Raw genomic sequence first — 26,133 nt, 5'->3', positions numbered from 1 at the left:
TATGAGCCACAAGTCTGTTGTCGTCGTCGGACACGGCATGGTGGGCCACCGCTTCGTCGAGGCGCTGCGCGCCCGCGACGAGAAGAACCTCTGGTCGGTGACGGTGCTGTGCGAGGAACCGCTGCCCGCCTACGACCGCGTGGGACTGTCCTCCTATGTCGGCTCGTGGGATTCGACGGAACTCGCCCTCGCCGGCAACGAGTACGAGGGCGACGACCTGGTCGACCTGAGGATCGGCACCCGGGCCGCGGCGATCGACCGTGCCGGGCGCACCGTCACCACCGACGCCGGTGAGGTGATCGGGTACGACGCGCTCGTCCTGGCCACCGGCTCGTACCCCTTCGTCCCGCCGATTCCCGGCAAGGATCTGGCCGGGTGCTTCGTCTACCGGACCCTCGACGACCTGGACGGCATCCGGGCCGGCGCGGAGCGGGCCGCTCCGGGAGCGGTCGGCGTCGTCGTCGGCGGCGGGCTCCTCGGCCTCGAGGCGGCCAACGCGCTGCGGATGCTGGGCATGACGCCGCACGTCGTCGAGTTCGCCCCCCGGCTCATGCCGCTGCAGGTCGACGAGGGCGGCGGTGCGCTCCTCGCCCGGCTCGTCACCGATCTCGGGCTGACGGTGCACACGGGCGTCGGCACCGCCGGCATCACCGAGGGTCCCGGCGGGTTGAGGGTGGAACTGTCCGACGGGTCGGTGATCGACGCCGCGCTGCTCGTGTTCTCCGCAGGCGTCCGTCCCCAGGACGGGCTGGCCCGCGACGCGGGGCTCGAGCTGGGCCCGCGCGGCGGTGTCCGCACCGACCTCGGCTGCCGCAGCACGACCGACGACGCGGTCTACGCGATCGGCGAGTGCGCGGCCGTCGAGGGCACCTGCTACGGCCTCGTCGCCCCCGGCTACAGCACGGCCGAGGTGGTGGCCGACCGGCTCCTCGGCGGCGCCGCCGAGTTCCCGGGCGCCGACCTGTCCACGAAGCTCAAGCTGCTCGGCGTCGACGTCGCGAGCTTCGGCGACGCGCACGCCACCACTCCCGGCGCCCTCGAGGTCGTGCTGTCGGACGCCGCGAAGGGCACCTACGCCAAGCTGGTCGTCTCGGACGACGCGAAGACACTGCTCGGCGGCATCCTCGTCGGCGACGCCTCCGCGTACGGGTCGCTGCGGCCGCTCGTCGGCCGGGAGCTGCCCGGCGACCCCGCGGCGCTGATCTCCCCGGCGGGAGAGAAGCCGGGCGCCGGGTCGCTGCCCGACGACGCCGAGGTGTGCTCCTGCAACGGAGTCACCAAGGGGACGATCTGCGGTGCCATCGCGGACGGCGCGTGCGACATCGCCCAGGTCAAGGCCTGCACCGGCGCCGGCACCACGTGCGGCGGCTGCCTGCCCACCGTCAAGCAGCTCCTCGCGGCGTCCGGTGTGGTCATGTCGAAGTCCTTGTGCGAGCACTTCGAGCAGTCCCGGGCCGAGCTGTTCCAGATCGTGCAGGCCACGAACACCCGCACGTTCTCGGCACTGATCTCCAAGTACGGCCAGGGGACCGGCTGCGACATCTGCAAGCCCGTCGTCGCCTCGATCCTCGCCTCGACCGACTCGGACCACATCCTGGGCCGGCAGCAGGCGGCGCTGCAGGACACCAACGACCACTTCCTGGCCAACATTCAGAAGAACGGCACCTACTCGGTGGTGCCGCGGATGCCCGGCGGGGAGTGCACCCCCGAGCAGCTCATCGTCATCGGCGAGATCGCCCGCGACTTCGGCTTGTACGTCAAGATGACCGGCGGCCAGCGCATCGACCTGTTCGGTGCGCGGGTCGAGCAGCTGCCGCTCATCTGGCAGCGGCTCGTCGACGCCGGCATGGAATCCGGCCAGGCGTACGGCAAGTCCCTGCGCACCGTGAAGAGCTGCGTGGGCTCGACGTGGTGCCGGTACGGCGTGCAGGACTCGGTCGGCATGGCGGTCGACCTCGAACTGCGCTACCGCGGGCTGCGCTCACCGCACAAGCTCAAGTTCGGCGTTTCCGGCTGCGCCCGCGAGTGCGCCGAGGCGCGCGGCAAGGACGTCGGGGTGATCGCCACGGAGAACGGCTGGAACCTGTACGTGTGCGGCAACGGCGGCCAGTCGCCCAAGCATGCGCAGCTGCTCGCCGGTGGTCTCGACGACGGGACCCTCGTCAAGTACATCGACCGGTTCCTGATGTTCTACGTGCGCACCGCCGATCGCCTGCAGCGCACCGCGCCCTGGCTCGAGTCCCTCGAGGGCGGGCTCGAGCACCTCCGGGCGGTGGTGTGCGAGGACAGCCTCGGCATCGGCGACGAGCTCGAGGCGGCGATGGCCAAGCACGTCGCCGGGTACCGGGACGAGTGGAAGGGAGTGCTCGAGGACCCCGAGAAGCTGTCCCGGTTCGTGTCGTTCGTCAACGCGCCCGAGGTGGCCGACCCGACCGTGCGGTTCGACGACTCGGGCAAGCGGAAGGTGCCGGTGCTGGTCGGAATGCCCTCTTACCGTGAGGGAATCTCGGGTTAACGCCCGAGAAACACCGGCCCAGGAGAATTCCGTCCGTAGTTCCAAGGAGGACATTCATGACCGTCATCGAGACGCACACCCCCGAGCGCGCGTCGCGTGCCAGCGTGTACGACGGGCGTCTGGAGTGGACGTCGGCGTGCCCGCTCAGTCACCTCATCCCCGGCCGCGGCGTCGCCGTGCTGTTGCGCGGCGGCGAGCAGGCCGCGCTGTTCCGGCTCGACGACGGCAGTCTGCGGGCGGTGGGCAACTTCGATCCGTTCGGCCGCGCCGCGGTGATGTCGCGCGGGATCGTCGGCGACCGCAGCGGCGAGCCCACCGTCGCCTCGCCGCTGCTCAAGCAGGTCTTCTCGCTGGACGACGGACGCTGCCTCGACGATCCGTCGGTCCGCCTGCCCGTGTACGACGTGCGGGTGTGGGCCGGTGTCGTCCAGATCCACAGCCTCGTGCCCGTGCACCGCGGTTACGGCGAGCGTTCGTGAGCGAGGACAACGCGCCGCTGCACGGCTTCACGATCGGCATCACCGCCGCACGCCGCGCCGACGAGTTCGCCACCCTGCTCACCCGGCGCGGCGCGGAGGTTGTCCACGCACCCGCCATCCGCATCATCCCGCTCGCGGACGACGCCGAGCTCGAGCGCGTGACGCGCGACATCCTCGACACCCCGCCGGACATCACCGTGGCCACCACGGCGATCGGCTTCCGCGGCTGGATGGGGGCCGCGGACGGCTGGGGCCTCGCCGAGCAGCTCGGCGAGGCCCTGGGCGGCAGCCGCATCCTGGCCCGCGGGCCGAAGGTCACCGGCGCGATCCGGGCCGCCGATCTGCGGGAGGAGTGGTCGCCGGCGTCGGAGTCGTCCGCGGAGGTGCTCGAGCACCTGCTGGCCGAGGGTGTGGAGGGGGTGCGGATCGCGGTGCAGCTGCACGGCGCCCGCACCGAGTGGGAACCCGGCGCGGACCTGTGCGAGGTGCTGCGCGACGCCGGTGCCGACGTGGTGGCGGTCCCGGTGTACCGGTGGACCCCGCCCGACGACCCCACCGCGCTGGACCGGCTCATCGAGCAGATCGCCGACCACAGCATCGACGCGGTGAGCTTCACCAGCGCGCCGGCCGTCGCGTCGCTGCTGATGCGTTCCAAGGCCACCGGCATGCTCGAGTTGATGCTGCGCGCGCTGCGCACCGGGGTCACCGCGGTGTGCGTGGGGCCCGTGACGGCCGCGCCGCTGGTCGAGCTGGAGGTGCCGGTCTCGGCACCGGCCCGGGCCCGGCTCGGATCCCTCGCCCGGCACCTGGCCGAAGAGCTGCCGCGGCGCGCCCACCGCATCGAGGCCGGGGGACACGTCCTCAGCGTCCGCGGCCGCTGCGTCGTGGTCGACGGCGAGATCCGCTGCCTGGCGCCCGCCGCGATGGCGCTGATGCGCACCCTCACCGCCCGGCCCGGCCGGGTCGTCTCGCGTGAGGAACTGCTCGCCGCGCTGCCCGGCGGCGGCGGCGACACCCACGCCGTGGAGACCGCCGTGGCGCGGCTGCGGTCCGCGCTCGGCGCCCCCACGATCGTGCAGACCGTCGTCAAGCGAGGCTACCGGCTCGCGGTTGACCCGGTGGGCTGCGCCGACAAGGAATACCCGCTCGGCTAGGGGCATCGTCTCCGGCCGACCCCGTTCCGGATCAGGAGTTGTGACCATGATCGACCCGGCCCTGCTGCTCGTCGCTCACGGCACGCGCAATCCGCGCGGCGTCGAGATGATCGCGTCCCTCGCCGACGCCGTCTCCCGCGACGTGGGCGCCACCCGCGTCGCGTTCGTCGACGTCCTCGGACCCTCGCCGGCGGAGGTGCTGCGCGATTCCGGCCGGCCCACCGTGCTGGTGCCCGCCTTCCTCGCCTCCGGCTACCACGTGCACGCCGACGTGCCACGCGAGGTCGCCGACAGTGGGCATCCCGCCGTGGCGGTCACCCGCGCGCTCGGACCCGACCCGGTGCTCGCACGGGTGCTGCTGCACCGGCTCTCCGCGGCCGGCTGGAAACCCGGTGACGCGGTGGTGCTCGCCGCGGCGGGCTCCTCCGACCCCCGCGCCCTCGGCGACGTGCGACGGGCCGCGGACATGTTGTCGGCCCTCGCGCGCGTCGCCGTGCGCGTCGGGTACGTCGCCACGGGTGCCCCGCGCGTGCCGGAGGTCGTCGCCGGACTGCGCGCCGCGGGTGCGCGCCGGGTGTTCGTCGCCTCGTACCTGCTCGCCGACGGGCTGTTCCACGCGCGTCTCGCCGATGCGGGCGCCGACGGGGTGGCGGCCCCGCTCGGGGTGCACGACTCGATCGTGCGCCTGGTGGCCGAGCGGTACCGGTCGGCGGCGCCGGCGCTGCTCGCCGGAGGCCCGCTGCGCGGGTGACCTTGCCGACACGGCGCCGCCGACCGCGGGTGCGCGCCGTATCGTCGATCCTCGTGTCCGAAGCGGTGACAGATCCGGGAGCCGGGTCCCGGAGTGACGCGGCGAGCCCGCCGATCCCGGCGCCGGGGCCTCCGCGGACGCTCCTGCTCGGGGTGCCCCGGCGGGGCCGGCGCTGGCCCGGTGCCCTGCGCGCGGCCGCCGCGGTGGCGCTGCCCGGCCTGGCAGGCCTCGCGCTCGGTCACGGGCCCGTCGCCGCGACGGCCGCCCTCGGGGCGTTCGCCGTCGTCTACGGCGAGGGCCGCGCCTACCGGGCGCGGTGGCAGGTGGTGATGGTCGTCGCGGCGGTGCTCGTCGCGCTGGCCGGTCTGGGCGCCGGTGTCGGCACGCTCGTGCATTCGGGCTCGGAATGGACGTGGCTCCTGCTCGTGGCGGTGATGACGGCGGTCGTCGCCGTGGGCGCCTTCCTGGTCGACGCGCTGCGCTTCGGTGCACCCGGTGCGTTCCTGCCGCTGCTCACCCTGGAGATCGCGGCGGCACTGCCGAGCGCCGGCGTGCCGGTCGGTGCGGTCGTGTCGTGGACCGCGGCCGGCGCGGGCACGGCAGTGGTGGTGTCGATGTCGGGCGCGCTGGCCCGGCCCCGCGCACCCGAGCGTGCCGCGGTGGCGGCGGCCGTGGAGGCCGTCGACGCCTGCCTGCGCGCCCCGGCGGAGACCGGGCCGCGGCACGAGGCGGTCCGGGCGCTGCACGCCGCGTGGATGTGCCTGCACGACGGGCGGCTGGGCGGGGGCGCGCATCCGCTGACCCGGACGCTCCGAGCGGCGCACCTGCGGCTCGCGACGGTCGTCGCAGGAACCGACGAGGGTGCCGCCTCCGAGACCGACGATCTGCGGCCGCAACCACCGCTGCCGCGCCCGTCGGCGCGATACCGGCTGGCGCGGGCCGCCCGGCCCGGCAGCCGATCCTGGACCATCGTCCTCCGCCTCGTCGTGGCCGGTCCCGTCGCGGGCGCACTGGCGCTCGCGTGCGATGTCGGGCGGCCGGACTGGGCGGTGATCACGGCGGCGATGGTGCTGCATCAGGGACCCGACCGGGTGCTGGGCAGCTACCGGGGCCTGCACCGGTTCGCCGGCACCGTCGTGGGTCTGGGCGTGCTGGCCGCGGTCGTGTGGGCCGCCCCGACGGCCGTCGCGCTCGTCGTGGTGGTCGCGGTGTTGCTCGCCGGAACCGAGGAGTACCTGGTCCGGAACTACGGCGTGGCGATGGTGTTCATCACTCCGCTCGCGCTGCTGCTCGGCGGCGCCGGGGTGCCGCACGACTTCGCCGTGGTGGCCCGCGACCGCCTGCTCGAGACGGTGATCGGCGTGCTCGTCGCCGTCGCGGTGCTGTGGGTCGTGCTGCCGTTCGCGCATCGTCGCGTGCTGCGCTGCGCCGACGCGCGGGTCGCGGAGACGGTCGCCACCATCGTGCAGGCGCGCACGGCGGGGGAGCGGACCGTCCTGCCGGAACTGCGCCGCGACCTCGAGTTCGACCTGCACGCCGCGACGACCGCCGCGATCGTCGCGGCCCACACCGAACCCGGCTGGACCCGCGACCGGTGGCCGGAGCACCGGCGGCTCCACGAGACCGGATACCGGGTCCTCGCGCACCCGGCCTGACCGGCGCGCCGGTCAGTGTGGCAGCGGCACCAGTTCCACCGGATCGCCGTCCGCCGCGCCGGGCGGCACGAGCGCGATCGCCCGTCGCCCGATCAGCCCCGCCAGGTGTGCGGTGCGGATCGCGTTGTCGCACACCCACAGCCCGTCGTCGGTCTGTGTCGCCGGCAGCAGCCGGGTGACGTCGCCGCTCACCTGCGAGGCGTTGGCGAGCGGCGCGGTCCACGGTGGCTCCGGCCGTCGTCCGGTCAGCCCGTCGACGACGGCGGGCAGCATCACCAGCAGCGTCGCGACGGCCGCGACCGGGTTGCCGGGCAGGCCGAGCACCACACGACCGTCCGGCAGCACTGCTGTCACCTGGGAACCGCCCGGCTTGCACCGGACCCGATCGACGACGATCGCCGCGCCGGCGCGGGCCAGCGCCGCCCGCAGCTGGTCGGCGGCCCCGCCGCCGGTCGCCCCGGTGACGACGATCGTGTCGACGTCGGTGGCTTCGCGGAGCAGCCGGTCGAACCCGTCGACGGTGTCGCGCAGGTGCGCCTCGCCGGCGACGGCGGCGCCGCACCACTGCACGAACCGCGGCAGGACGGGGCCGAGAGAATCGCGGGTCTGGCCGTCGCGCAGCGGCCCGTCGCGGCGGATCTCGTCGCCGGTGACGACCACGTGGACCCGGACGGGCCCGCGGACCGGCACCGCGGTCACCTCGCCGCTCAGCGCAGCGGAGACCACCGCCGGGCCCAGGGCAGTGCCCGCCTCGGCGAGCACGTGACCGGGCGCCCAGTCCTCCCCGCGACGGCGCGCGTCGTCGCGCACCGGGGCGCCGGGCATCCGGGTCACGGTGCCGTCGGTCACCTCGACGTGTTCGTCACGCACCACCGTCGTCGCGCCGGGCGGCAGGTAGGCACCGGTGGCGATCCGCGCGGCCTGGCCGTCGTGCAGGGTGAACGGCTCGGTCGCGCCGGCCCGGTGGACCTCGGCGCGCAGCAGCCACGGACCGTCGCCGGCGACGGCGTACCCGTCCATCGCCGACACCGCGGCCCGCGGCAGGGCCTCGGCGGCGACGAGTGGCGCGGCGAGGGTGGCACCCTCCGCCGCCTGGGGCGCCACGGTGCGGACCGGCAACCGCGGCAACGACCGCCGGATCTCCGCGCGGGCGGCGGCGGGGTCGGCCGCGACGAGCCCGGGACGCGCGGCGCGGGCCTGCGCGAGCTCCTGCGGGGTGTCGCAGTCCGCGGTCCCCGCCACCGGAACCGTGACGTAGCGCTCCGGCAGCAGGGCCTTCATCGGCTGATTGGCCGGATCCGTCCCCAGCGCGGCGAGGCGGCCGGCGAGCGCGGGACCACGCCACGCGGCGAGCAGGAACTGGATCCGGCCCGAGTCGTCGACAGCGAACGCCGCGTCGGCTCCGGGGGCGCCGCGCAGGGTCTCCACCAGTGCGGTGACCGTGTCCGCGGTGAGGAACGGCAGGTCGGCGGCGAGGGCCAGCACCACCGGTGCGTGAAGACCCGCGGCGGCGAGGGCGGCGACGGGCCCGGCCCCGGCGGGCTGCTCCTGGACCTGGACCACCGCCGGGTCGAGATCGTCGCGCCGTGGTCCGACGACGGTGATCCGGCGGCACCCGGCCACCGCGGCCAGCGCGATGTCGAGCATGCGCCGGCCCCCGACGACGAGTGCGGGCTTGTCGACGCCGCCCATGCGGGTCGCGCGTCCGCCCGCGACGATGACGGCCTCGACGTCGGTCAGCGAACTCATGAGCTCATGCTGCCCGACGCGGGCTGGCGCGGTGTGCCGGGGCGGTCAGTCGGGCGTGTGGTGACTGCGCGGCGGCCCGCCGATACCGCACCGGCCGCCCTGCGCGGTGTCCAGCACTGTCCAGGTGGCCGCCGCCAGGCTGAGCGCGGTGAGGAGAACGACCAGGAAGATCATGGTCCTATTCTCTCGGGCCGGTGGACCGGAGATTCCGGTCCACCGTGCGAAAGTGGACTGTATGAAGGACGTGTCCGCCACCCCGTCCGCGGCCCGGCTCGCGGCGCTGCTCGGCGACGTCGGAGCCGACCGCGGTCCGCTGTACCGGGCCGTCGCCGCCGCGCTGCGCCGCCGCATCGCCGACGGCCGGCTCCCGGTCGGCGCGCGCCTGCCCGCCGAGCGGGCGCTGGCCGACGCGCTCGGCGTCAGCCGCGTCACGGTGGCCGCCGCCTACGGCGACCTGCGCGACGACGGCTGGGCGCTCACCCGGCACGGGGCGGGCACGTTCGTTGCCGCTCCCGACGGCCGGCAGCCGTGGGGCACCGCGCTCGGCGCCCCCGTGCCCGGCGTGCTGGACCTGGGCAACGCCGCCCCGGAGGCGTCGTCCCTGCTGACCGCCGCCTACGCGGTCGCGCAGACCCGGCTGCCCGACCTGCTGGCCGGTCACGGGTACGCGCCGAGCGGCCTGCCCGAGCTGCGTGCCGCCGTCGCGGCGCGGTACACCGCCCGCGGACTGCCGACCGACCCCGAGCAGGTGCTGATCACCGCCGCCGCGGCGGACGGGCTCGACGCCGTCCTGCACACCGTCGTCGGGGCGGGACGACGGGTGCTGCACCAGCATCCGAGCCATCCCGGCGCGCTCGAGACGATCGCGGCGACCGGGGCCCAGTCCGTCGCCGTGCCCGTCGACGTGACGATCCGGATGTGATCGTCGACGAGGCCGATCGCGCCGCGCGGCAGCACGCCCCGACCGTCGCGTACCTGATGCCCGACCACGCCAATCCGACCGGTGTGAGCCTGAGCGTGGCCGCGCGGCGGTCCCTCGCCGCGACCCTGTGGCGGCATCGCGTCCTGACCGTCGTCGACGAGGTCGCCGCGGAGCTGTCGTTCGCCGGCGACGACATCGAGCCGTTCGGGGCGGCGGTCCCGGACGCGGCCACCGTGCACGTCGGCTCGTTGAGCAAGGTGGTCTGGGGCGGCATCCGGATCGGCTGGGTGCGCGGCGACCGGGCGACCGTCGCGCGCGTGCGGGAGGTGCTGCTGCGGCGCCAGCTCGGCGTCTCGATCCTCGACCAGCTCGCCGCCGTGGAGTTGTTCGCGCAGTGGCAGCGGATCCTCGACGAGCGCCGCGCCGGGCTGCGCGCCCGTCAGGAGGCGCTCGCCGCGGCCGTCGCCGCACGCCTGCCCGGGTGGCGGTTCGTCCCGCCCGCGGGCGGGTTGTCGCTGTGGTGCCGGCTGCCGGACGGCATCGGTTCCACCCGCCTCGTCGCCGCGGCGGAACGGCAGGGACTCGTCCTGCTGCCGGGCACCCGATTCGGCACCGGCCACGCGTTCGACGACCATCAGCGCCTGCCGTTCACCCGGCCGGTCGCGGAACTGCTCGCCGCGGTCGACGTGCTGGCCGGGCTCGGCGCGGCCGTCCTCGAGCCGCGGCGAGCGGCACCACCGCTGGTGTGAGCCGGCTCAGAAGCGGTGCCGCGCCGCCGCGAGATCGACCCGGCCGTCGCGGATCGGCACGCCTTCGAGCTCGAGCCGGGCGAGTTGCCGGTGGGCCAGGTGCGCGGCGGGCCTTCCGGAGGCCGGGACCACCCGGTGCCACGGCAGGTCCGCGCTGTCGGTCCGCATGATCCAGCCCACGGTGCGCGGGCTGGACAGGCCGGCCGCCGCGGCGACGTCGCCGTAGGTGGTCACGCGGCCCTCGGGGACGGAGGCCACCAGCTCCCGGACGCGTTCGACGTCCGCCTCGCTCGTTGCCGGCATCTACAGCAGCTTCCGGACGAGGGCCGCGGTCTCCTCCGGTCGTGCCTGATCGATCATGTGGTCGCAGTCGATGTCGAGCGCCGTGAGGTTCGTGCCGAGGCGGTCGGCGAGGGCGGCCCGGAACTCGTCGGTCACGTACGGCGGCTGCACCCTCGCGGCCCGCGCGACGATCGTGGGCAGGTGCGCCGGTGGCAGGACGAACTCACGCGCCAGCTCGCTCCACGACGTCACCAGGGCGGGAACGCACAGGCGCCAGTTGACCCGGCCCGAGTCGAGGGTGATCAGGTGCTCGGCGAGTTCGGCGTCGAGCAGCGCGGGATCGACCTCGCCCCACGCGCCGTTCGTCTTGTCGGCGCGGGCCTCGGCCGCGTCGGTGTAGTCGGGGTGCTGCACGGTCAGCTCCGCGATCTCGAGCATGCGTTCCGGCGGCAGCCCGATCGCCGGATCCAGTAGCACCAGCCCGCGCACCCGCTCGGGGGCGGTCGCCGCCAGATGCACGGCGAGGGCGCCGCCGAACGAATGCCCGACCACCAGCACCGGACCCGAGGCGTGGGCGTCGAGGACGGCGAGCAGGTCCCGCACGTGCGTCTCGAAGTTCCACGGCGGCGTCCACGGGGAGCGGCCGTGCCCGCGCAGGTCCGGCGCGATGACCCGGGCCTGGGGCAGGTGCTCCGACGCGAGGTGCTCCCAGCGCCGGCCGTGACCGGTGAGGCCGTGCAGGGCGAGCAGCTGCGGACCGTCGGCGGGGCCGAACAGATGGGTGTGCAGTTCGTTCACCCGTCGATTGTGTCAGGGCCGCGGCCGGTTCCGGTGGCAGCCGATGCGCTCGCGCGGGACCGGTGCGGCCGGTCGGCGGGGACGGGCCGGGCTCCCGGACCCGGGGTCGATTCGGTCTCGCGGGCGGTCAGTCCGGCCGTGCCGGCGGGAACGACCACCGCGGCGACGGGCCGGCCGCTCACCCGGTCGCGAACCACCACGGGGGGCCCGTCCTCGTCGGCGCAGTAGCGGTCGCCCCACTGGAGCAGGGCGACGAGGACGGGGAAGAGGTCCAGACCCTTGTCGGTGAGCCGGTACTCGTTGCGGGTGCGGTGTCCGGCCTGCCGGTACGGCACCGGGCGCAGGATTCCCGCGGCCACCAGTTTGCGCAGGCGGTCGGCCAGGATCGGCTCGGACATCCCGACGTGCCGCCGCATGTCGTCGAACCGGCGCACGCCGTTGAACGCCTCCCGCAGGACGAGCAGGGTCCACTTCTCGCCGATCACGTCCAGTGTCCGCTGCACGGAACAGTTCGCCGTGTCCGTCTCCAACCAGCGCATGCATCGAGGCTAGACCCTTGCTAACTGTAATTTCAGAAGTTAGCGTGACGCCATGGACACCACCTCTACCGATCTCCCCGCCGGCAGCGCCTTCCTGCAGGCGGCGGGCCTCGTGCTCGACGAGGTCTCCGGCACCCGGGTCACCGGACACATCGATCTGAGCCGGGACCATCACACTCCGTGGGGCGTCGTGCACGGCGGTGTCTACACCACCGCCGTCGAATCCGCGGCCAGCGTCGGGGCCAGCGCCGCTGTCCAGGACCGCGGCCAGTTCGCGGTCGGGGTGCACAACAGCACCGACTTCCTGCGCTCGAGCACGGGGGAGCGCGTCGACGTCGTCGCCGAACCGCTTCAGCAGGGCCGCGTCCAGCAGCTGTGGCTCGTCACCGTCACCGGCACCGAGAGCGGCAGGACCCTGGCGCGCGGTCAGGTCCGGCTGCAGAACGTTCCGTTGCCCGGCTGACTCGCCGCTCCGCGGCCTTGTCGGATTCGCCGCTCCGCGGCGGTGCGGGATTCGCCGCTCCGCGGCGGTGCGGGATTCGCCGCTCCGCGGCGGTGTCGGTCCCGTCTGCTGGAATGGCCCCATGACCGACGCCGACATCCGCCCCGACGCCCGGCCCCGGCAGGCCGAGGTGCGGCTGGTGCCGAGGCCGGACGAGGCGCCGCCGCAGCGACAGTGGCCCGAGGACGTGCAGCGGGTGTTCGCCGATTCGCCGCCCATGCCGCAGTGGCGGCCGTGGCAGGTGCTGGGCGGCCCCGGGACGGGTAAGACCGCACTGCTCGTGGACCTGGCCGTGTCCCGGATCGCCGCCGGCGCCGACCCGGAGTCGGTGCTGGTGCTCACCCATTCCCGGCGCGCCGCGACCGAGGTGCGAGAGGCGATCACCGCCGGGTTGCTCCGCGTGGGGGCGGTTCCCGGTGGTCCCCGGGCCACGCGGGAACCGCTGGTGCGGACCGTCCACTCGTACGCGTTCGCGGTGCTGCGGCTGCAGGCGTCCACGCACGGCAACCCGCCCCCGCGCCTGATCACCGGCGCCGAGCAGGACGCCGTCCTGCGCGAGCTGTTGCGCGGCGATCTCGACGACGGCGCGGGCATGTGGCCCGAGCGGCTGCGGCCCGCACTCGGCATGACCGGCTTCGCGGTGGAGCTGCGGGACCTGATGCTGCGCGCCAACGAACGCGGCCTCGGTCCCGAGGACCTGATCGAGCTCGGGCAGCGGCGGTCGCGGCCGGAGTGGGTCGCCGTCGGCGAATTCGCCGCCCGGTACGAGCAGATCATGCTGCTGCGCGGCGCGGTCGGCGTCGAGGCGCCCGAGGCCACCGCGCCCGCCCTCGACGCCGCCGAACTCGTCGGGGCGGCCCTCGCCGCGTTCGTCACCGACCCCGACCTGCTCGCACGGGAACGGTCCCGGATCCGGCACCTGCTCGTCGACGACGCCCAGCATCTCGACCCGCAGGCGGCGCAACTGGTGCGCGTCGTCGGGCTCGGCACCCGCACCACCACCGTCGCCGGCGATCCGGACCAGGCGGTGTTCACCTTCCGTGGCGCCGACCCGGCCTTCCTCGCCGCGCTGGTCGACGACGACCCGAGCCGCCGCGTGGTGCTCGGCACCAATCACCGCGCCGCCCCCGAGGTGGCCGAACTCGTCGGCCGTATCACCCGCCGGCTGTCCGGCCTCCCGCCGCACCGCGGCGCACCCGCCGTCCCGTCGGACGACCCGGGCACCGTGCGGGTCCGGGTGCTGCCGACGCCGGCGAAGGAAGCCGCGCTCGTCGCCGACACGCTGCGCCGCGCCCACCTCGTCGACGGGGTGCCGTGGTCCCGGATGGCCGTCGTGGTGCGGTCGGTGCCGCGCTCGCTCGCCCCGCTGCGGCGCGCCCTGCTGGCGGCCGGCGTGCCGGTGACCACGGCCGCCTCCGAGCTGCCGCTGGCCCGCCAGCACGGCGTCGCCGGGCTGCTGCTCGTACTGCGGGCACTGTCCGGGCTGCCGTTCGGCGGCGAGGAGGCGCTCGCCCTGCTGTCCGGGCCCGTCGGCGGAGCCGAACCGGTCGCCCTGCGCCGCCTGCGCCGCGGCCTGCGCCGTGTCGAGCTCGCCGCCGGGGGCGACCGCGACTCCGCCGAACTGCTGCGACTGCTGCTCGTCGACGACGAGGGCGAGGACGCCGAACGGCTCGAGCGCGGACTCACCGACGTCGAGGCGGCGCCGCTGAAGAAGGCCCAGGCCGTGCTGCGCAAGGCCCGGGAGGCCGCGCGCCGCGGCGGCGGCATCGAGGACGTGCTGTGGGAGGCGTGGCAGGCCACCGGACTCGAGCGCAAGTGGGCCGCGGCGTCCGAACGCGGCGGTCCGGTCGGCGCGCAGGCCGACCGCGACCTCGACGGCATCGTGGCGCTGTTCGACGCCGCCGCCGACTACGTCGACCGGCTGCCGCGCGCCCAGCTCGCCGGATTCGTCGACTACCTCACCGAGCAGGAGATCCCGGGCACCGTCCGCACCCGCCTGGTCGCGCCGGCGGAGGCGGTCACCGTCGTCAGTGCCCACTCGGCGGCCGGCCGGGAGTGGGACGTCGTGGCGGTCGCCGGCGTGCAGGAGGGCCTGTGGCCGAGCCTGCGCGCCCGCGGCACCCTGCTGGGCATCGAGACGCTGATCGACGCGGTGTCCGGGGCCGACGGCGGCGGCGACGGCTCGACGCGGCTCTCACGCACCGCGCCGCTACTGGCCGACGAGCGCCGCCTGTTCCTCGTCGCGTGCAGCCGGGCGCGGCGCACCCTGCTCGTCACCGCCGTCGAATCGGTGGGCGGCGACACCGACATGGTGCGCTCCCGGTTCGTCGACGAGCTGGTGGGCGCGGACTCCGACGACGTCGTCGACGAGGCGGGTGAGGACGTCTCGGTGCTGCCCGAGGAGACCCGCACCCGGGTGCTCGCCCTCCCCACCCTCGTCGCCGAGCTGCGCAGCGTGGTGTGCGATCCCGTGGTGGCCCGGGACGATCCGCAGCGGCAGCGCCGGGCGGCCGCACAGCTCGCGCGGCTCGCCCGGGCCCGTGTGCGGGGCGCGCATCCGGACCAGTGGTACGGCACCGCCGAGCCCAGCACGCAACAGGAACTGTGGGACCCCGGGGCCGACGCGGTGCCGTTGTCGCCGTCGACGGTCGAACAGCTCACCACGTGCCCGCTGCGGTGGATGTTCGAGCGGCACGGCGGCTCCGACGGCGACAACACCCACGCCGTCGCGGGCAGTCTGGTGCATACGCTGGTGCAGGCGCTCGCCGGGCGGATCCCGCCCGACCAGGTGGAGCGGGCGCTCGAACGGGCATGGGACTCGGTCGATCTCGGCTCCCAGTGGTACGCCCGTCGCGAGCTCGAACGCACCCGCGCCATGCTCGACACGTTCTCGGCGTGGCTGCGCGGCACCCGTGGCGAGCTCACCGAGGTCGGGGTCGAGATCGCCGTCGACGGCATCCTCGAACCCCGGACCGAGGACGAGCCTCGGGTGCGGCTGCGCGGCCGGATCGACCGGCTCGAGCGCGACCCCGACGGGCGGCCCGTGATCATCGACGTCAAGACCGCGCGCCATCCGGTCACCAAGGAGGCGGCGCAGCAGCACGCGCAGCTGGCCGCCTACCAGGTCGCCGCCGCGGCCGGCGCGATCGACGGGCAGCCCGCCGGCGAACCCGGCGGGGCACGGTTGGTGTTCGTCGCCAAACCGCACAACAAGGAGGGCGCCACCCAGCGGGTACAGCCCCCGCTGGACGCCGAGGCGCTCGACCGTTGGCGCGACGTGATCCACGAAGCAGCCGCGGCCACCCGCGGACCGCAGTTCCTGGCCCGGGTCAACGACGGGTGCCGGCACTGCCCGGTCCTGTCGAGCTGCCCGGCGCACGACGAGGGCAGGCAGGTGACGGGATAGTGGCACCACCGACGGTGAGTGCGGTCGAGCTGGCCGCCGCGCTCGGGCAGTTCCCGCCGACCGGTGAGCAGGCCGCGGTGATCGAGGCGCCGCTGCAGCCCACGCTCGTCGTCGCCGGCGCCGGCGCCGGCAAGACCGAGACGATGGCGGCGCGCGTGGTCTGGCTCGTCGCGAACGGTTTCGTCGACCCGGAACAGGTGCTGGGCCTGACGTTCACCCGCAAGGCCGCCCAGCAGCTCACCACCCGGATCCGCCGGCGGCTGGCGAAGCTCGCCGGATCGGCGCTGGTGCGCGACCTCGACCCGACCGGCGGGCTGCGCGCCCGCATCCTCGCCGGCGAGCCGGAGGTGGGCACCTATCACGCGTACGCCGGGCGCCTGCTCGGTGAGCACGGGCTGCTGCTGCCCATCGAACCGTCGGCGACCCTGCTGTCCGAGACCGAGCTGTGGCAGCTCGCGTACCGCGTGGTCAGCGCCTGGGACGGCGACCTCGACACCGACCGCAATCCCGCGTCGGTCACCGAGTGCGTGCTGGCCCTGTCGGGGCAGCTCGCCGAGCACCTCGTCGAGCCGGAGGACCTGCGCGTCGCGCACACCGAGCTGGACAAGCTCGTGCACACGCTGCCCGCCGGCCCGAATCAGCGTGGGGGACCGTCGAAGACCCTGCTGAGCATCCTCGACGCGCAGCAGGCCCGGATCGAGTTGCTGCCCCTGGTCGAGCGCTTGGCGCAGACGCTGCGCCGCGAGGGCGCGCTGGATTTCGGCAGCCAGATGTCGCTCGCCGCCCGGATGGCCCGCGACCACCCGGAGGTCGGCCGCGCCGAGCGGGCCCGCTTCCGGGTGGTGCTGCTCGACGAGTACCAGGACACCGGCCACGCGCAGCGTGTCCTCCTGTCGTCGCTGTTCGGCGGTCCCCTGTCCGGCGGCGCCTCGGAGCGGATGCCCGCGGTGACCGCGGTGGGCGATCCGATGCAGTCGATCTACGGATGGCGTGGCGCGTCCGCGGCGAACCTGCCCCGGTTCTCGACGGACTTCCCGCTGCCGGACGGCAGCCCCGCGCCCCGGCTCGAGTTGCTCACCAGCTGGCGCAACCCCCCAGAGGCGCTGGAGCTGGCGAATCTGGCATCGGAACCGTTGCGGCACAAGGGTGTCCAGGTCAGCACGCTGCGGGCGAAGCCGGAGCCGACCCCCGGCGACGTCCGGCTCGCCCTGCATCCGGACGTGGAGGCCGAACGGGAATGGGTGGCCGGGCGGATCGCCGCCGAGTACGCGGCCGCCCGGGCCGCCGAGGCGTCGCCGCCCACAGCGGCGGTGCTGGTGCGCCGCAATGCTGACGCCGCGCCGATCGCGGAGGCGCTGCGAGCCCACGGCCTGCCCGTCGAGGTGGTCGATCTCGGCGGCCTGCTGCACACCCCCGAGGTGGCGGACGTGATCGCGATGCTGCGGCTGGCCGCGGACCCCACGGCCGGCAGCGCGGCCGTGCGGGTGCTGACCGGCGCCCGCTGGCAGCTCGGCGCCGCCGACCTGAAGGCGCTGTGGCGCCGGGCCGGCGAACTCGCCATCGGCGGCCGCTTCGGCGTCGCCGGCACGGTCAGCGACTCGGCCGCCCTCGCCGAGGCGCTCGACAGCGCCCTGCCGGGCGAGCAGTCCGAACAGGCCGGGATCGCCGACGCACTCTCCGATCCCGGTCCGCCGCATCGGTATTCGGAGTTCGGTTACGCGCGCATCGTCGCGCTGGGCAAGGAGCTGGCGTCCCTGCGGGAGCGGCTGGGCCAGCCGCTGACGGAGCTCGTCGCCGAGGTGGAGCGGGTTCTCGGCATCGGCATCGAGGCGCAGGCCCGCGCGGGCAGCGACGGCGGTGTCGGCCGGGAGAACCTCGACGCCTTTGCGGACGTGGTCGCCGGGTACGCGAGCCGCGGTTCGGCGACGCTGACCGGCCTGCTCGCCTACCTCTCCGCCGCCGAGGCGATCGAGGGCGGACTCGCTCCGGGCGAGGTGCAGGTCGCCACCGAACGGGTGCAGGTGCTGACCGTGCACTCGGCCAAGGGCCTCGAATGGGAGGTGGTGGCGGTCCCGCACCTGACCGCCGGGGTGTTCCCCTCGTCGACGGCCGGCAGCACATGGCTCGGCGCCCTCGGGGAACTGCCGCCGTCGCTGCGCGGCGACCGGGCGCTGCCGGGCGAGAACAGCGACGGCGTCCCCGTCCTCGATCTGGACGAGGTCTACGACCGCAAATCGCTCGAGAACTGCATCGACACGCACAAGGACGCCCTCAAGCGCCGGAAACTGGACGAGGACCGGCGCCTGTTCTACGTCGCGCTCACCCGCACGGAGCGGGCCCTGTTCGTCTCCGGGCACCACTGGGCCGAGTCCGGAACGGACCCGAAGGGACCGTCCCCGTTCCTGTCCGAACTGCACGAGCTGGTGGCGGCGCGACCCGGGCTCGGCCGCATCGAGACCTGGGCCCCGGCGCCGGAGCCGGGCACCGAGAACCCGATGACCGCGGATCCGCACACCGCCGTGTGGCCGCGCGATCCCCTCGGGGTGCGGCGTCCCTTCGTCGAGCAGGGCGCGGCCCTGGTCCTCGCGATGCTCGAGGAGCCCGAACCCGAACCCCCGGCGACCCCGGACGACGACCCCGACGACTGGGCCGCGGACGTCGACGCGCTGCTCGCCGAGCGGGCCCGGCGCGCCGAGCAGCGTGCCGAGGTGATGCTGCCCGCCCAGATGTCGGTCAGCCAGCTGGTGGATCTGGCCGCGGACCCGGCCGCGCTGGCGGCGCGGCTGCGCCGTCCGTTGCCGTTCCGGCCGAATCCGCTGGCGCGCCGCGGCACCGCCTTCCACGCCTGGCTCGAACGGCGATACGGCGCCACGCGGCTGCTCGACCTCGACGAACTGCCCGGCGCGGACGACGCCGGCGGCGACGAGACCGAACTCGACCGGCTCCAGGAGGCGTTCCTGCGCTCGCGGTGGGCGCAGCGCAGCCCGGTGGAGGTGGAGGTTCCGTTCGAGACGTCGCTGGCCGGGGTGGTGATCCGTGGCCGGATCGACGCGGTGTTCGAGGACCCGGACGGCGGCTGGACGGTCATCGACTGGAAGACCGGCGCCGAGCCCGACGAGGACCGGCTCGAGGCGGTGGCGATGCAGCTGGCCGCGTACCGACTGGCCTGGGCGCAGCTGATGGCCGCCCGCACGTTCCGCGCGACGGGCCGACCGGCCGTGCCGCCTCTCGACAAGGTGCGGGCCGCATTCCACTACGTACGCACCGGGCGGACCATCGCGCCGGAGGACCTGCCCGGCGCCGAGCGGCTGGACCGGTTGGTGCGCAGCGCCGGCGCGGACCGCCCGTCGGCCGGCGAGCGATAGCGGCGGTCAGCGGCGCGGGGCGTTGCGCCGCGCCGTGAGAGCCTGGGCGATCAGGGGCACCTGCAGCGGCAGCCGGGCCACCGCGACCGCCTTCGCGGCCGGGGAGAGCCGCTCGCTGCGCAGCCATGTCACGGCCATCTGCACGTTGGCGGGGAACACCGCGATCAGCAGGGCCGCGGCCAGCGTCCCGCCGAGCCGCCGGGTCCGCGGAATCGCAAGCGCCGTCCCGGCGGTCAGCTCGGCCACCCCGGAGACGTAGGTATAGGTGCGTGGCGAGCCCGGCAGCGCCGTCGGCACGATCCGGTCGAACGGCCGGGGGGAGGCGAAGTGCGCCGCGCCCGCTCCGAGGAGGAGCGCGGACAGCCGCAGCGCCGCGCGCTGGGACGGGAGTGTGGACATGCGCGCCACACTAGCGGCCGACGCGTAGGCTGCGAGCCGATGTCAGCAACGAGAACGTCGGTGACCGCGTCACCGGAGCCGAGAACACCGCGGGAGCGCCGCCATGCCGGGTAGGTTGCGTGCCCGCTTCAGCCGTTCCGACGTGCTCACCGAGCGCCCGGACTTCGCGCTGGTGGGCATCCTGCGGGTGCCGCAGCTGCAGACGAGCCCGAGCCGGGCCATCACTCGCCGCGTCGGATATGCGGTGGTGGCGTTGACATTCGCCGTGCTGGTGGTCTACCTCGACCGGGACGGCTACCGCGACGCCCAGGGCGACGCACTGTCGCTGCTGGACTGCATCTACTACGCGACCGTCTCGCTGTCGACCACCGGCTACGGCGACATCACCCCGTTCACACCCGAGGCGAGACTGATCAACGTCCTGGTCGTCACGCCGTTGCGGATTTTCTTCCTCATCGTCCTGGTCGGTACCACGCTCTCGGCACTGACCGAGAGTTCGCGCCAGGCGTTCAAGATTCAGCGTTGGAGGCGCCGCGTGCGTAATCACACCGTCGTCGTCGGATACGGCACCAAGGGCCGTACCGCGGTGGATGCGATGCTGGGCGACGGGGTTCCGCCGTCGGACATCGTCGTCGTCGACACCGATCCGGTGGTGCTCGAGACCGCCGCCGGGCAGGGGCTGGTGACGGTACAGGGCTCGGCGACGAAGTCGGATGTGCTGCGCCTGGCGGGCGTTCAGCACGCCGCCGCGATCATCGTCGCCGCCAACCGCGACGACACCGCGGTTCTCGTCACGCTCAGCGCCCGCGAGATCGCCCCGAGGGCGAAGATCGTCGCGGCCATCCGCGAATCCGAGAACACGCATCTGCTGCGTCAATCGGGCGCGGACTCGGTGGTCATCTCGTCGGAGACTGCGGGCCGGTTGCTCGGCATCGCCACCACGACGCCGAGCGTCGTGGAGATGATCGAGGATCTGCTCACCCCGGAGGCGGGATTCGCGATCGCCGAACGCGACGTCGAACCGAACGAAGTGGGTGGATCGCCCCGGCACCTGTCCGACATCGTGCTCGGAGTCGTGCGCGACGGCCGCCTGCTGCGCGTGGGGTCTCCCGAGGTCGACGCCGTGGAGGCGGACGACAAGCTGCTCTACATCCGGCGGGTGTCGGGCTGAGCCCGCGCCGCCGCTAGGGTGCAGTCGTGAGCCGTTTCCAGCTGTCCGACACCCCCCTGCTCTCCCGTGCGGTCGTCGACCGCGCCGAGGAGCTGCGGGGCGACGCCGCGGCCCTGCACGACGGCTGGTCCCGGGCCCATCTGCTGCGGGTCGATCGTCGCGGCCAGGTGCCGGTGGACGGGGACGCGCTGGTGTTCGCCGCGGCGGTGGAGCTGGGACCCGAGCCGGTGCCCGGCGCGGTGTTCCTCGGCGTGCGGGACGGGCGGCACGTGTGGGCGGTGCGGGTGCTCGCCCAGACCGGAACGGTCGCCGACCTGCGCCGCATCGGCGACCGGCTCGACGACGCCGACGCGGGTCTGATGGTGACCGCGGTGGCCCTGCTCAACTGGCACGACAACGCGGGCTTCAGTTCACTGGACGGAGCGCCGACCGAGCCGACCCTGTCCGGCTGGTCGAGGATCAGCACCAGCACCGGTCACGAGGAGTTCCCGCGTACCGACCCGGCGATCATCTGTCTCGTGCACGACGGCGCGGACCGGGTCCTGCTGGCGCGACAGCCGGTGTGGCCGGAGCGACGGTTCTCCGTGCTCGCCGGGTTCGTCGAGGCGGGGGAGTCGCTCGAGTCCTGCGTCGTGCGGGAGATCCGCGAGGAGGTCGGCGTCGACGTGCGAGACGTGCGGTACCTCGGCAGCCAGCCGTGGCCGTTCCCGCGGTCGGTGATGATCGGGTTCTCCGCCGTCGCCGATCCGGAGCATCCGCTGGCCTTCCTCGACGGGGAGATCGCCGAGGCCCGTTGGTTCACCCGCGACGAGGTGCGGGCCGCGCTGGCGCTCGGCGACTGGGCCTCCCCGGCCGACGCCCCGTTGTTGCTGCCGGGATCGATCTCGATCGCCCGGGGCATGCTGGAGGGCTGGGTCCGGGGGAACTGAACCGGTCAGGACCCCGGCCTCGGCAGACCGGTGAGCACGGTCTCGACGAGGTGATCGGTGTATTCGTAGGTCAGCGGACCGGAGCGCAGCAGCCAGCGCTGGGCGACGGGGGCGAAGAGGGTGTCGACGACGGCGTCGAGATCCACATCGGGGGACAGCTGACCTTGTCGCTGCGCCGCGCGCAGCCGCTCCTTCTTCATCCGCCGCGTCGGCTCGTCGAGACGACGGGAGTATTCGGCGGCCAGGGACTCGTCCTCGAGTACGGCGACGGTCAGCGCGCGCAACGGCCGTTCGAACCGGGGATCGTTCAGTTCGTCGACGGTGGCGCGCAGCACCGCCCTCATGTCGGCGACGAGATCGCCCGTGTTCGGTAGGCCCTGCGGGTCCTCCGGTTCGCCGCCCACGTTTGCGTTGAGGTAGGCGTCGAGCAGCACCGATCCCTTCGACGACCACCACCGGTAGATGGTCTGTTTCCCGACGCCGGCTCGGGCAGCGATCGCCTCGATGCTCGACTTGCTGTAGCCCACTTCACCGACCAACTCCACCGCGGCGGTCAGGATCGCTGTCCGGGCGGCGTCGCTGCGGCGGGTGGTTCTCGGCGGCATGGAACCCAGCATAGCCAAATCGAGACGAGACGGACCGTCTTGACAAGAGGGAACGAGGATCGCATACTCACATGGCGAGACGATCCGTCTCGTCTAGATTCGAGGAGGCGCCGGTATGGTCGAGCAGCGGATATGGCTGGTCACGGGGGCAAGCCGAGGGCTAGGCCGAGCGTTCACCCGGGAGGCGCTCACCGCAGGAGACCGGGTGGCCGCTCTTGCCCGCACCGCAACCGCCGTGCCCGAGTTCCGGGACGACGAGCGGGTGCTCACCGTCGACGTCGACGTGACCGACCGGTCGGCGGTGTTCGCGGCGGTCGATCGGGTTGTCGAACACTTCGGGCGCCTCGATGTCGTCGTCAACAACGCCGGGACGATGTGGACGGGCTTCGTCGAGGAGTTCACCGAGGAGCAGGCACGCGCTCAGATGGAGACCAACTTCTTCGGAGCGCTGTGGGTCACGCAGGCGGTGTTGCCGGCGCTGCGCCGGCGCCCGGGCCGCCTGCTGCAGATCTCCAGTGTTGCGGGGATCGCGGCATTTCCCACCACCGGGTTGTACAGCGCCAGCAAGTTCGCACTGGAAGGACTGAGCGAGGCGGTCGCTGCCGAGGCTGCACACTTCGGGGTCGCCGTGACGATCGTCGAACCCGGCGGATACTGGACGGACCTGTACAAGGACATGCCCGCCACCGCGCCGCTCGACGACTATGCGGCGCTGCGCGCCGAGATGGCAGCGACGTCGGCCGCCGGCGGCGTCGACAGCGAGCCGGCGCTCGCCGCGGCCGCGGTCCGGGCAGCCGTGGACAGCGACGCCCCGCCGAGACGGTTGATCCTCGGCAGCGTCGTCTACGACGCCGCGGTCGGACTCGCGCAGGAGCGCATCCGGGACTGGGCGGCATGGGAGCAGGTCAGCCGGGCAGCCGAACACGCCGTGCCGGCCCCGCCGGGATACACCACCTGAGCTCCTCGGTGCTCCCGGCGGATGCGGTGCCGTCGGCTAGAGACCGAGCGCCTGCTTGACCGCGGACAGCGGGGGATTGGTCGCGGTGCTGCCGTCGGCGTACTGCACGGTGGGAACGACGTGGTTTCCGTCGTTGACGCTGCCGACGAACTCGGCGGCGGACGGGTCGGCCTCGATGTCGATCTCGGCGTAGCCGATGCCGTGCTCGTCGAGCTGGCTCTTGAGGCGGCGGCAGTAGCCGCACCAGTCGGTGGTGTAGAGCGTCAGGGCGGGAGCATCGGTCGTAGTCACGGTGCGCACAACAACTCCGGGGCACCCGCTGTTCCGCGCGACGGTGAAATGTGTTCTCCACCACAGTCGGTGTGGGCCGGAGGCCTGTCACCGCGTCCTGCCATGATGGAGCCCATGCGAGCAGATGCATCGGTGGAGGGCCTGGATCCCCAGCAGGCGGCGGCGGTCCTCGCGCCGCGGGGCCCGGTGTGTGTCCTCGCCGGTGCCGGGACGGGAAAGACCCGGACCATCACCCGCCGCATCGCGCACCTGGTGTCCCACGGACACGTCGCGGCCGGCCAGGTCCTCGCCGTCACGTTCACCGCCCGCGCCGCCGGGGAGATGCGCGGCCGGCTGCGCGAACTCGGGGTGGGCGGCTCGGGGCCGCAGGTGCAGGCGCGTACCTTCCACGCCGCCGCGCTGCGGCAGCTGCGCTACTTCTGGCCGCGAGTGGTCGGCGACACGCCGTGGCAGCTGCTCGACCGCAAGTTCGCCGTCGTCTCCCAGGCCGCGCACCGTGCCGGATTCGCCACCGACACCGACACCGTGCGCGACCTGCTCTCGGAGATCGAATGGGCCAAGGGTTCGCTCGTCGCGCCGGAGGACTACCCGGCCGCGGTGGCCCGGGCCCGGCGTGAGCCCCCCGCCGACGCCGGACGGGTGGCTGCCGTCTACGCCGGCTACGAGTCCCTCAAGGTGCGCGACGACGGTATCTTCCTCGACTTCGACGACCTGCTGCTGCACACGGCCGCCGCGCTCGAGGAGCACACCGCCGTCGCCGAGGAGTTCCGCGACCGCTACCGCTGCTTCGTCGTCGACGAGTACCAGGACGTCACGCCCCTGCAGCAGCGCGTGCTCGACGCGTGGCTCGGCGACCGCGACGACCTCACCGTCGTCGGCGACGCGAATCAGACGATCTACTCGTTCACCGGTGCCACCCCGCAGTATCTGCTCGACTTCTCCCGCCGATTCCCGGACGCCACCGTGGTCCGGCTCGAACGCGACTACCGTTCCACGCCGCAGGTGGTGTCCCTCGCCAACCGGGTCATCGGTGCGGCACGTGGCCGCATCGCCGGGACCCGCCTCCAGCTCGTCGGCCAGCGCCCGCCCGGACCCGAGCCGGCGTTCGCCGAGTACGACGACGAGCCCGCCGAGGCGCAGGCCGTGGCCAAGTCGATCGCGAAGCTGCTGGGATCGGGGGTGCCCGCCGCCGAGATCGCGGTGCTCTACCGCATCAATGCCCAGTCGGAGGCCTACGAGCAGGCGTTCACCGAGGCCGGTATCCCGTATCAGGTCCGCGGCGGCGAGGGCTTCTTCACCCGCGCCGAGGTGCGCCAGGCGGTCGGCGCGCTGCGGCAGGCCCACGGCCGCGACGACCTGCCCGAGGGCGCCGATCGCGGCGCCGCCCTCGTCACGCTGGTGCGGGCGGTGCTCGCCCCGCTCGGCCTGACCGAGGCCGAGCCTGCCGGTGCGCAGGCCCGTGAACGGTGGGAATCGCTGCGGGCGCTCGTGCAGCTGACCGAGGAGCTCCTCGGGCACGAGCCCGACCTCGATCTCGACGGTCTGCTGCGTGACCTGGCGGCGCGGGCCGAGGCGCGGCACCCGCCGACGGTGCAGGGCGTGACGCTCGCGTCGCTGCACGCGGCCAAGGGCCTGGAATGGGACGCGGTCTTCCTCGTCGGCCTCACCGACGGGACCCTGCCCATCGTGCACGTCGTCGGCGACAGCTCCACGCCGCCCGACGAGGCCGGCATCGAGGAGGAGCGCCGCCTGCTGTACGTCGGGGTCACCCGCGCCCGCGTGCACCTGCAACTGTCCTGGGCGCTCTCGCGCACCGAGGGCGGCCGCCGGTCGCGGCGGCGGTCCCGGTTCCTGCACGGTCTGATCCCCGACGACTCGCCGGCCTCCCGGATCGCGGCCCCCGCGTCGCCGAAACGTAAGCGGCCGCAGTGCCGCGTGTGCGGAAAGCCTCTGATGGGGTCGTCCGCGACCATGCTCGGGCGCTGCGAGGGCTGCCCGTCGGACCTGGACGAATCGCTGCTGATGGCGCTGAAGGACTGGCGCCGGGAACGTTCCAAGGAGATGAAGGTCCCCGCCTACGTGGTGTTCAGCGACAACACGCTCATCGCGATCGCTGAGCAGCGGCCGGGCGACGACCGTGCCCTCGTCGCCATCCCCGGCATCGGGGCGAAGAAACTCGAGCAGTTCGGCGCGGACGTGCTCGCCGTCGTGCGCGGTGAACGCGCGCCCGATACCCTCGATCTGTAGCGGTTCGCAAAGCTGCGGTAAAACCGCAGGTAGAAAATGGGTTGTGCGATCGACGGCCGAGTTCCTAGGCTGGAGGTCGATGTCACGGGAAAGGCCCGTGCGCGGACGACGAAGGAGGTGGCCCCGATGCTCGGCTTCGATGCAGCTGCAGTGGTGGTCGCCGCCCCCGTCGCCGGCGCCCCCGTCGCCGCCGGCGCGTGCACTCCGCGCGTCGCCCGCGTGCGAGCAGCCGCCCCTTCGTCCGTGCCCCGAAGCCACCGAGGTTCACCCCGGTAATCTTCATTCGCCTTCCGGCCACGGACACCGCCCAGCGGACCGTGGCCTTCTTCGTCTTCTGCCCGGTTCGCGCATCGCATCCGAACCAGACAGAGGAGACATCCATCGTGCAGACCGCAACGCTCGACGTCGACCATACGACGCGCGTGCGCGAGTTGCCTTGCCGCGACGGCGATCCGGACCTGTGGTTCGCCGAATCACCGACCGAACTGGAGCGAGCCAAGGCGCTGTGCGGCCGGTGCCCGATCCGCGCTCACTGCCTCGCCGCGGCACTCGACCGTGCCGAGCCGTGGGGCGTGTGGGGCGGCGAGATCTTCGAACGGGGTGTCGTCGTCGCCCGCAAGCGTCCGCGGGGACGCCCCCGCAAGGAACTGGTGTGCGCCTAGGCCGG

Annotated in this window: 23 protein-coding genes; 15 read left to right on the top strand and 8 right to left on the bottom strand. The window is 73.9% G+C overall.

Annotated elements, in window-relative coordinates; all coding sequences use genetic code 11:
- Position 1 precedes the first annotated feature (1 nt).
- From nirB to ISO16_RS06700, 5 genes are all read left to right on the top strand, one after another.
- Positions 2 to 2,515 carry a nitrite reductase large subunit NirB gene (nirB, locus tag ISO16_RS06720; protein ID WP_072635570.1) on the top strand — a complete coding sequence of 838 codons (2,514 nt, stop codon included), beginning with the start codon at positions 2 to 4 and terminating at the stop codon, positions 2,513 to 2,515.
- A 56-nt stretch (positions 2,516 to 2,571) separates the two neighbouring features.
- A complete protein-coding gene (gene nirD / locus ISO16_RS06715; protein WP_006942743.1) occupies positions 2,572 to 2,994 on the top strand; it encodes a nitrite reductase small subunit NirD in 423 nt (140 codons plus the stop codon).
- The gene (locus ISO16_RS06710; RefSeq protein WP_072635569.1) at positions 2,991 to 4,148 is read left to right on the top strand and encodes a uroporphyrinogen-III synthase; all 1,158 of its coding nucleotides are present in this window, start codon (positions 2,991 to 2,993) and stop codon (positions 4,146 to 4,148) included. Before nirD ends, ISO16_RS06710 begins: the two co-directional genes overlap by 4 nt.
- Positions 4,149 to 4,194: 46 nt before the next feature.
- Positions 4,195 to 4,899, top strand: a complete 705-nt coding sequence (locus ISO16_RS06705) for a sirohydrochlorin chelatase (protein ID WP_072635568.1) — start codon at positions 4,195 to 4,197, stop codon at positions 4,897 to 4,899.
- Between the two features lie 152 nt (positions 4,900 to 5,051).
- Complete coding sequence (locus ISO16_RS06700; protein WP_170914111.1) at positions 5,052 to 6,554, top strand: FUSC family protein; 1,503 nt, start codon at positions 5,052 to 5,054, stop codon at positions 6,552 to 6,554.
- 12 nt (positions 6,555 to 6,566) lie between these two features.
- On the opposite strand, the gene ISO16_RS06695 is transcribed toward ISO16_RS06700, so the two are convergent.
- The gene (locus tag ISO16_RS06695; RefSeq protein WP_072635567.1) at positions 6,567 to 8,303 is read right to left on the bottom strand and encodes an NTP transferase domain-containing protein; all 1,737 of its coding nucleotides are present in this window, start codon (positions 8,301 to 8,303) and stop codon (positions 6,567 to 6,569) included.
- Positions 8,304 to 8,348: 45 nt separating this feature from the next.
- A complete protein-coding gene (locus tag ISO16_RS28910) occupies positions 8,349 to 8,477 on the bottom strand; it encodes a hypothetical protein (RefSeq protein ID WP_006942753.1) in 129 nt (42 codons plus the stop codon).
- A 61-nt stretch (positions 8,478 to 8,538) separates the two neighbouring features.
- On the opposite strand from ISO16_RS28910, the gene ISO16_RS28625 reads away from it, so the two are divergent.
- Together ISO16_RS28625 and ISO16_RS28620 are read left to right on the top strand one after the other, a co-directional pair.
- A complete protein-coding gene (locus ISO16_RS28625; RefSeq protein WP_230304491.1) occupies positions 8,539 to 9,225 on the top strand; it encodes a GntR family transcriptional regulator in 687 nt (228 codons plus the stop codon).
- On the top strand, positions 9,222 to 9,974 hold the full coding sequence (locus tag ISO16_RS28620; protein WP_230304490.1) for an aminotransferase class I/II-fold pyridoxal phosphate-dependent enzyme: 753 nt from the start codon (positions 9,222 to 9,224) through the stop codon (positions 9,972 to 9,974). The genes ISO16_RS28625 and ISO16_RS28620 overlap by 4 nt, the downstream gene beginning before the upstream one ends.
- A gap of 6 nt (positions 9,975 to 9,980) precedes the next feature.
- Here ISO16_RS28620 and ISO16_RS06685 read toward each other — a convergent pair whose 3' ends face one another.
- Genes ISO16_RS06685 through ISO16_RS06675 form a run of 3 tightly spaced genes read right to left on the bottom strand, consistent with a single transcriptional unit; the run spans position 9,981 to position 11,593 of the window.
- On the bottom strand, positions 9,981 to 10,277 hold the full coding sequence (locus tag ISO16_RS06685; RefSeq protein WP_006942757.1) for an MGMT family protein: 297 nt from the start codon (positions 10,275 to 10,277) through the stop codon (positions 9,981 to 9,983).
- Positions 10,278 to 11,054 (bottom strand): alpha/beta fold hydrolase, encoded by a 777-nt coding sequence (locus ISO16_RS06680; protein ID WP_050035452.1) that lies wholly within the window; start codon positions 11,052 to 11,054, stop codon positions 10,278 to 10,280.
- Positions 11,051 to 11,593: a winged helix-turn-helix transcriptional regulator gene (locus ISO16_RS06675; RefSeq protein WP_029544571.1), complete on the bottom strand. Its 543-nt coding sequence runs from the start codon at positions 11,591 to 11,593 to the stop codon at positions 11,051 to 11,053. The genes ISO16_RS06680 and ISO16_RS06675 overlap by 4 nt, the downstream gene beginning before the upstream one ends.
- 52 nt (positions 11,594 to 11,645) lie before the next feature.
- Here ISO16_RS06675 and ISO16_RS06670 point away from each other — a divergent pair, with 52 nt between their 5' ends.
- The 3 genes from ISO16_RS06670 to ISO16_RS06660 all read left to right on the top strand — a co-directional run bounded on the left by ISO16_RS06670 (position 11,646) and on the right by ISO16_RS06660 (position 18,866).
- The gene (locus ISO16_RS06670; RefSeq protein WP_029544569.1) at positions 11,646 to 12,056 is read left to right on the top strand and encodes a PaaI family thioesterase; all 411 of its coding nucleotides are present in this window, start codon (positions 11,646 to 11,648) and stop codon (positions 12,054 to 12,056) included.
- A gap of 121 nt (positions 12,057 to 12,177) precedes the next feature.
- Complete coding sequence (locus tag ISO16_RS06665) at positions 12,178 to 15,501, top strand: ATP-dependent helicase (protein ID WP_072635566.1); 3,324 nt, start codon at positions 12,178 to 12,180, stop codon at positions 15,499 to 15,501.
- Entirely contained in the window at positions 15,501 to 18,866 is a 3,366-nt protein-coding gene (locus ISO16_RS06660) for an ATP-dependent helicase (RefSeq protein WP_139311019.1), read from the top strand. The genes ISO16_RS06665 and ISO16_RS06660 overlap by 1 nt, the downstream gene beginning before the upstream one ends.
- Positions 18,867 to 18,872: 6 nt before the next feature.
- Here ISO16_RS06660 and ISO16_RS06655 read toward each other — a convergent pair whose 3' ends face one another.
- On the bottom strand, positions 18,873 to 19,265 hold the full coding sequence (locus ISO16_RS06655) for a DoxX family protein (protein ID WP_029544562.1): 393 nt from the start codon (positions 19,263 to 19,265) through the stop codon (positions 18,873 to 18,875).
- A gap of 103 nt (positions 19,266 to 19,368) precedes the next feature.
- Between ISO16_RS06655 and ISO16_RS06650 the strand changes: the two genes are divergently transcribed.
- Together ISO16_RS06650 and nudC are read left to right on the top strand one after the other, a co-directional pair.
- The gene (locus ISO16_RS06650) at positions 19,369 to 20,436 is read left to right on the top strand and encodes a potassium channel family protein (protein ID WP_006942770.1); all 1,068 of its coding nucleotides are present in this window, start codon (positions 19,369 to 19,371) and stop codon (positions 20,434 to 20,436) included.
- A gap of 26 nt (positions 20,437 to 20,462) precedes the next feature.
- Positions 20,463 to 21,365 (top strand): NAD(+) diphosphatase, encoded by a 903-nt coding sequence (gene nudC / locus ISO16_RS06645; protein WP_072635565.1) that lies wholly within the window; start codon positions 20,463 to 20,465, stop codon positions 21,363 to 21,365.
- 5 nt (positions 21,366 to 21,370) lie between these two features.
- On the opposite strand, the gene ISO16_RS06640 is transcribed toward nudC, so the two are convergent.
- On the bottom strand, positions 21,371 to 21,982 hold the full coding sequence (locus ISO16_RS06640; RefSeq protein ID WP_083662541.1) for a TetR/AcrR family transcriptional regulator: 612 nt from the start codon (positions 21,980 to 21,982) through the stop codon (positions 21,371 to 21,373).
- A gap of 103 nt (positions 21,983 to 22,085) precedes the next feature.
- On the opposite strand from ISO16_RS06640, the gene ISO16_RS06635 reads away from it, so the two are divergent.
- On the top strand, positions 22,086 to 22,928 hold the full coding sequence (locus ISO16_RS06635) for an SDR family NAD(P)-dependent oxidoreductase (RefSeq protein WP_072635564.1): 843 nt from the start codon (positions 22,086 to 22,088) through the stop codon (positions 22,926 to 22,928).
- Positions 22,929 to 22,964: 36 nt separating this feature from the next.
- Here ISO16_RS06635 and ISO16_RS06630 read toward each other — a convergent pair whose 3' ends face one another.
- Positions 22,965 to 23,219 (bottom strand): mycoredoxin, encoded by a 255-nt coding sequence (locus ISO16_RS06630; RefSeq protein WP_043797086.1) that lies wholly within the window; start codon positions 23,217 to 23,219, stop codon positions 22,965 to 22,967.
- 114 nt (positions 23,220 to 23,333) lie between these two features.
- Here ISO16_RS06630 and ISO16_RS06625 point away from each other — a divergent pair, with 114 nt between their 5' ends.
- Complete coding sequence (locus ISO16_RS06625; RefSeq protein WP_230304489.1) at positions 23,334 to 25,466, top strand: ATP-dependent DNA helicase UvrD2; 2,133 nt, start codon at positions 23,334 to 23,336, stop codon at positions 25,464 to 25,466.
- 383 nt (positions 25,467 to 25,849) lie between these two features.
- Positions 25,850 to 26,128 carry a WhiB family transcriptional regulator gene (locus ISO16_RS06620; protein ID WP_043797088.1) on the top strand — a complete coding sequence of 93 codons (279 nt, stop codon included), beginning with the start codon at positions 25,850 to 25,852 and terminating at the stop codon, positions 26,126 to 26,128.
- The last annotated feature ends 5 nt before the right edge of the window (positions 26,129 to 26,133 follow it).

Origin of the sequence: Rhodococcus sp. M8 (assembly GCF_015654185.1) — a bacterium.
Classification (GTDB): domain Bacteria; phylum Actinomycetota; class Actinomycetes; order Mycobacteriales; family Mycobacteriaceae; genus Rhodococcus; species Rhodococcus aetherivorans.
This window is presented reverse-complemented; position numbering and strand designations above follow the sequence as displayed.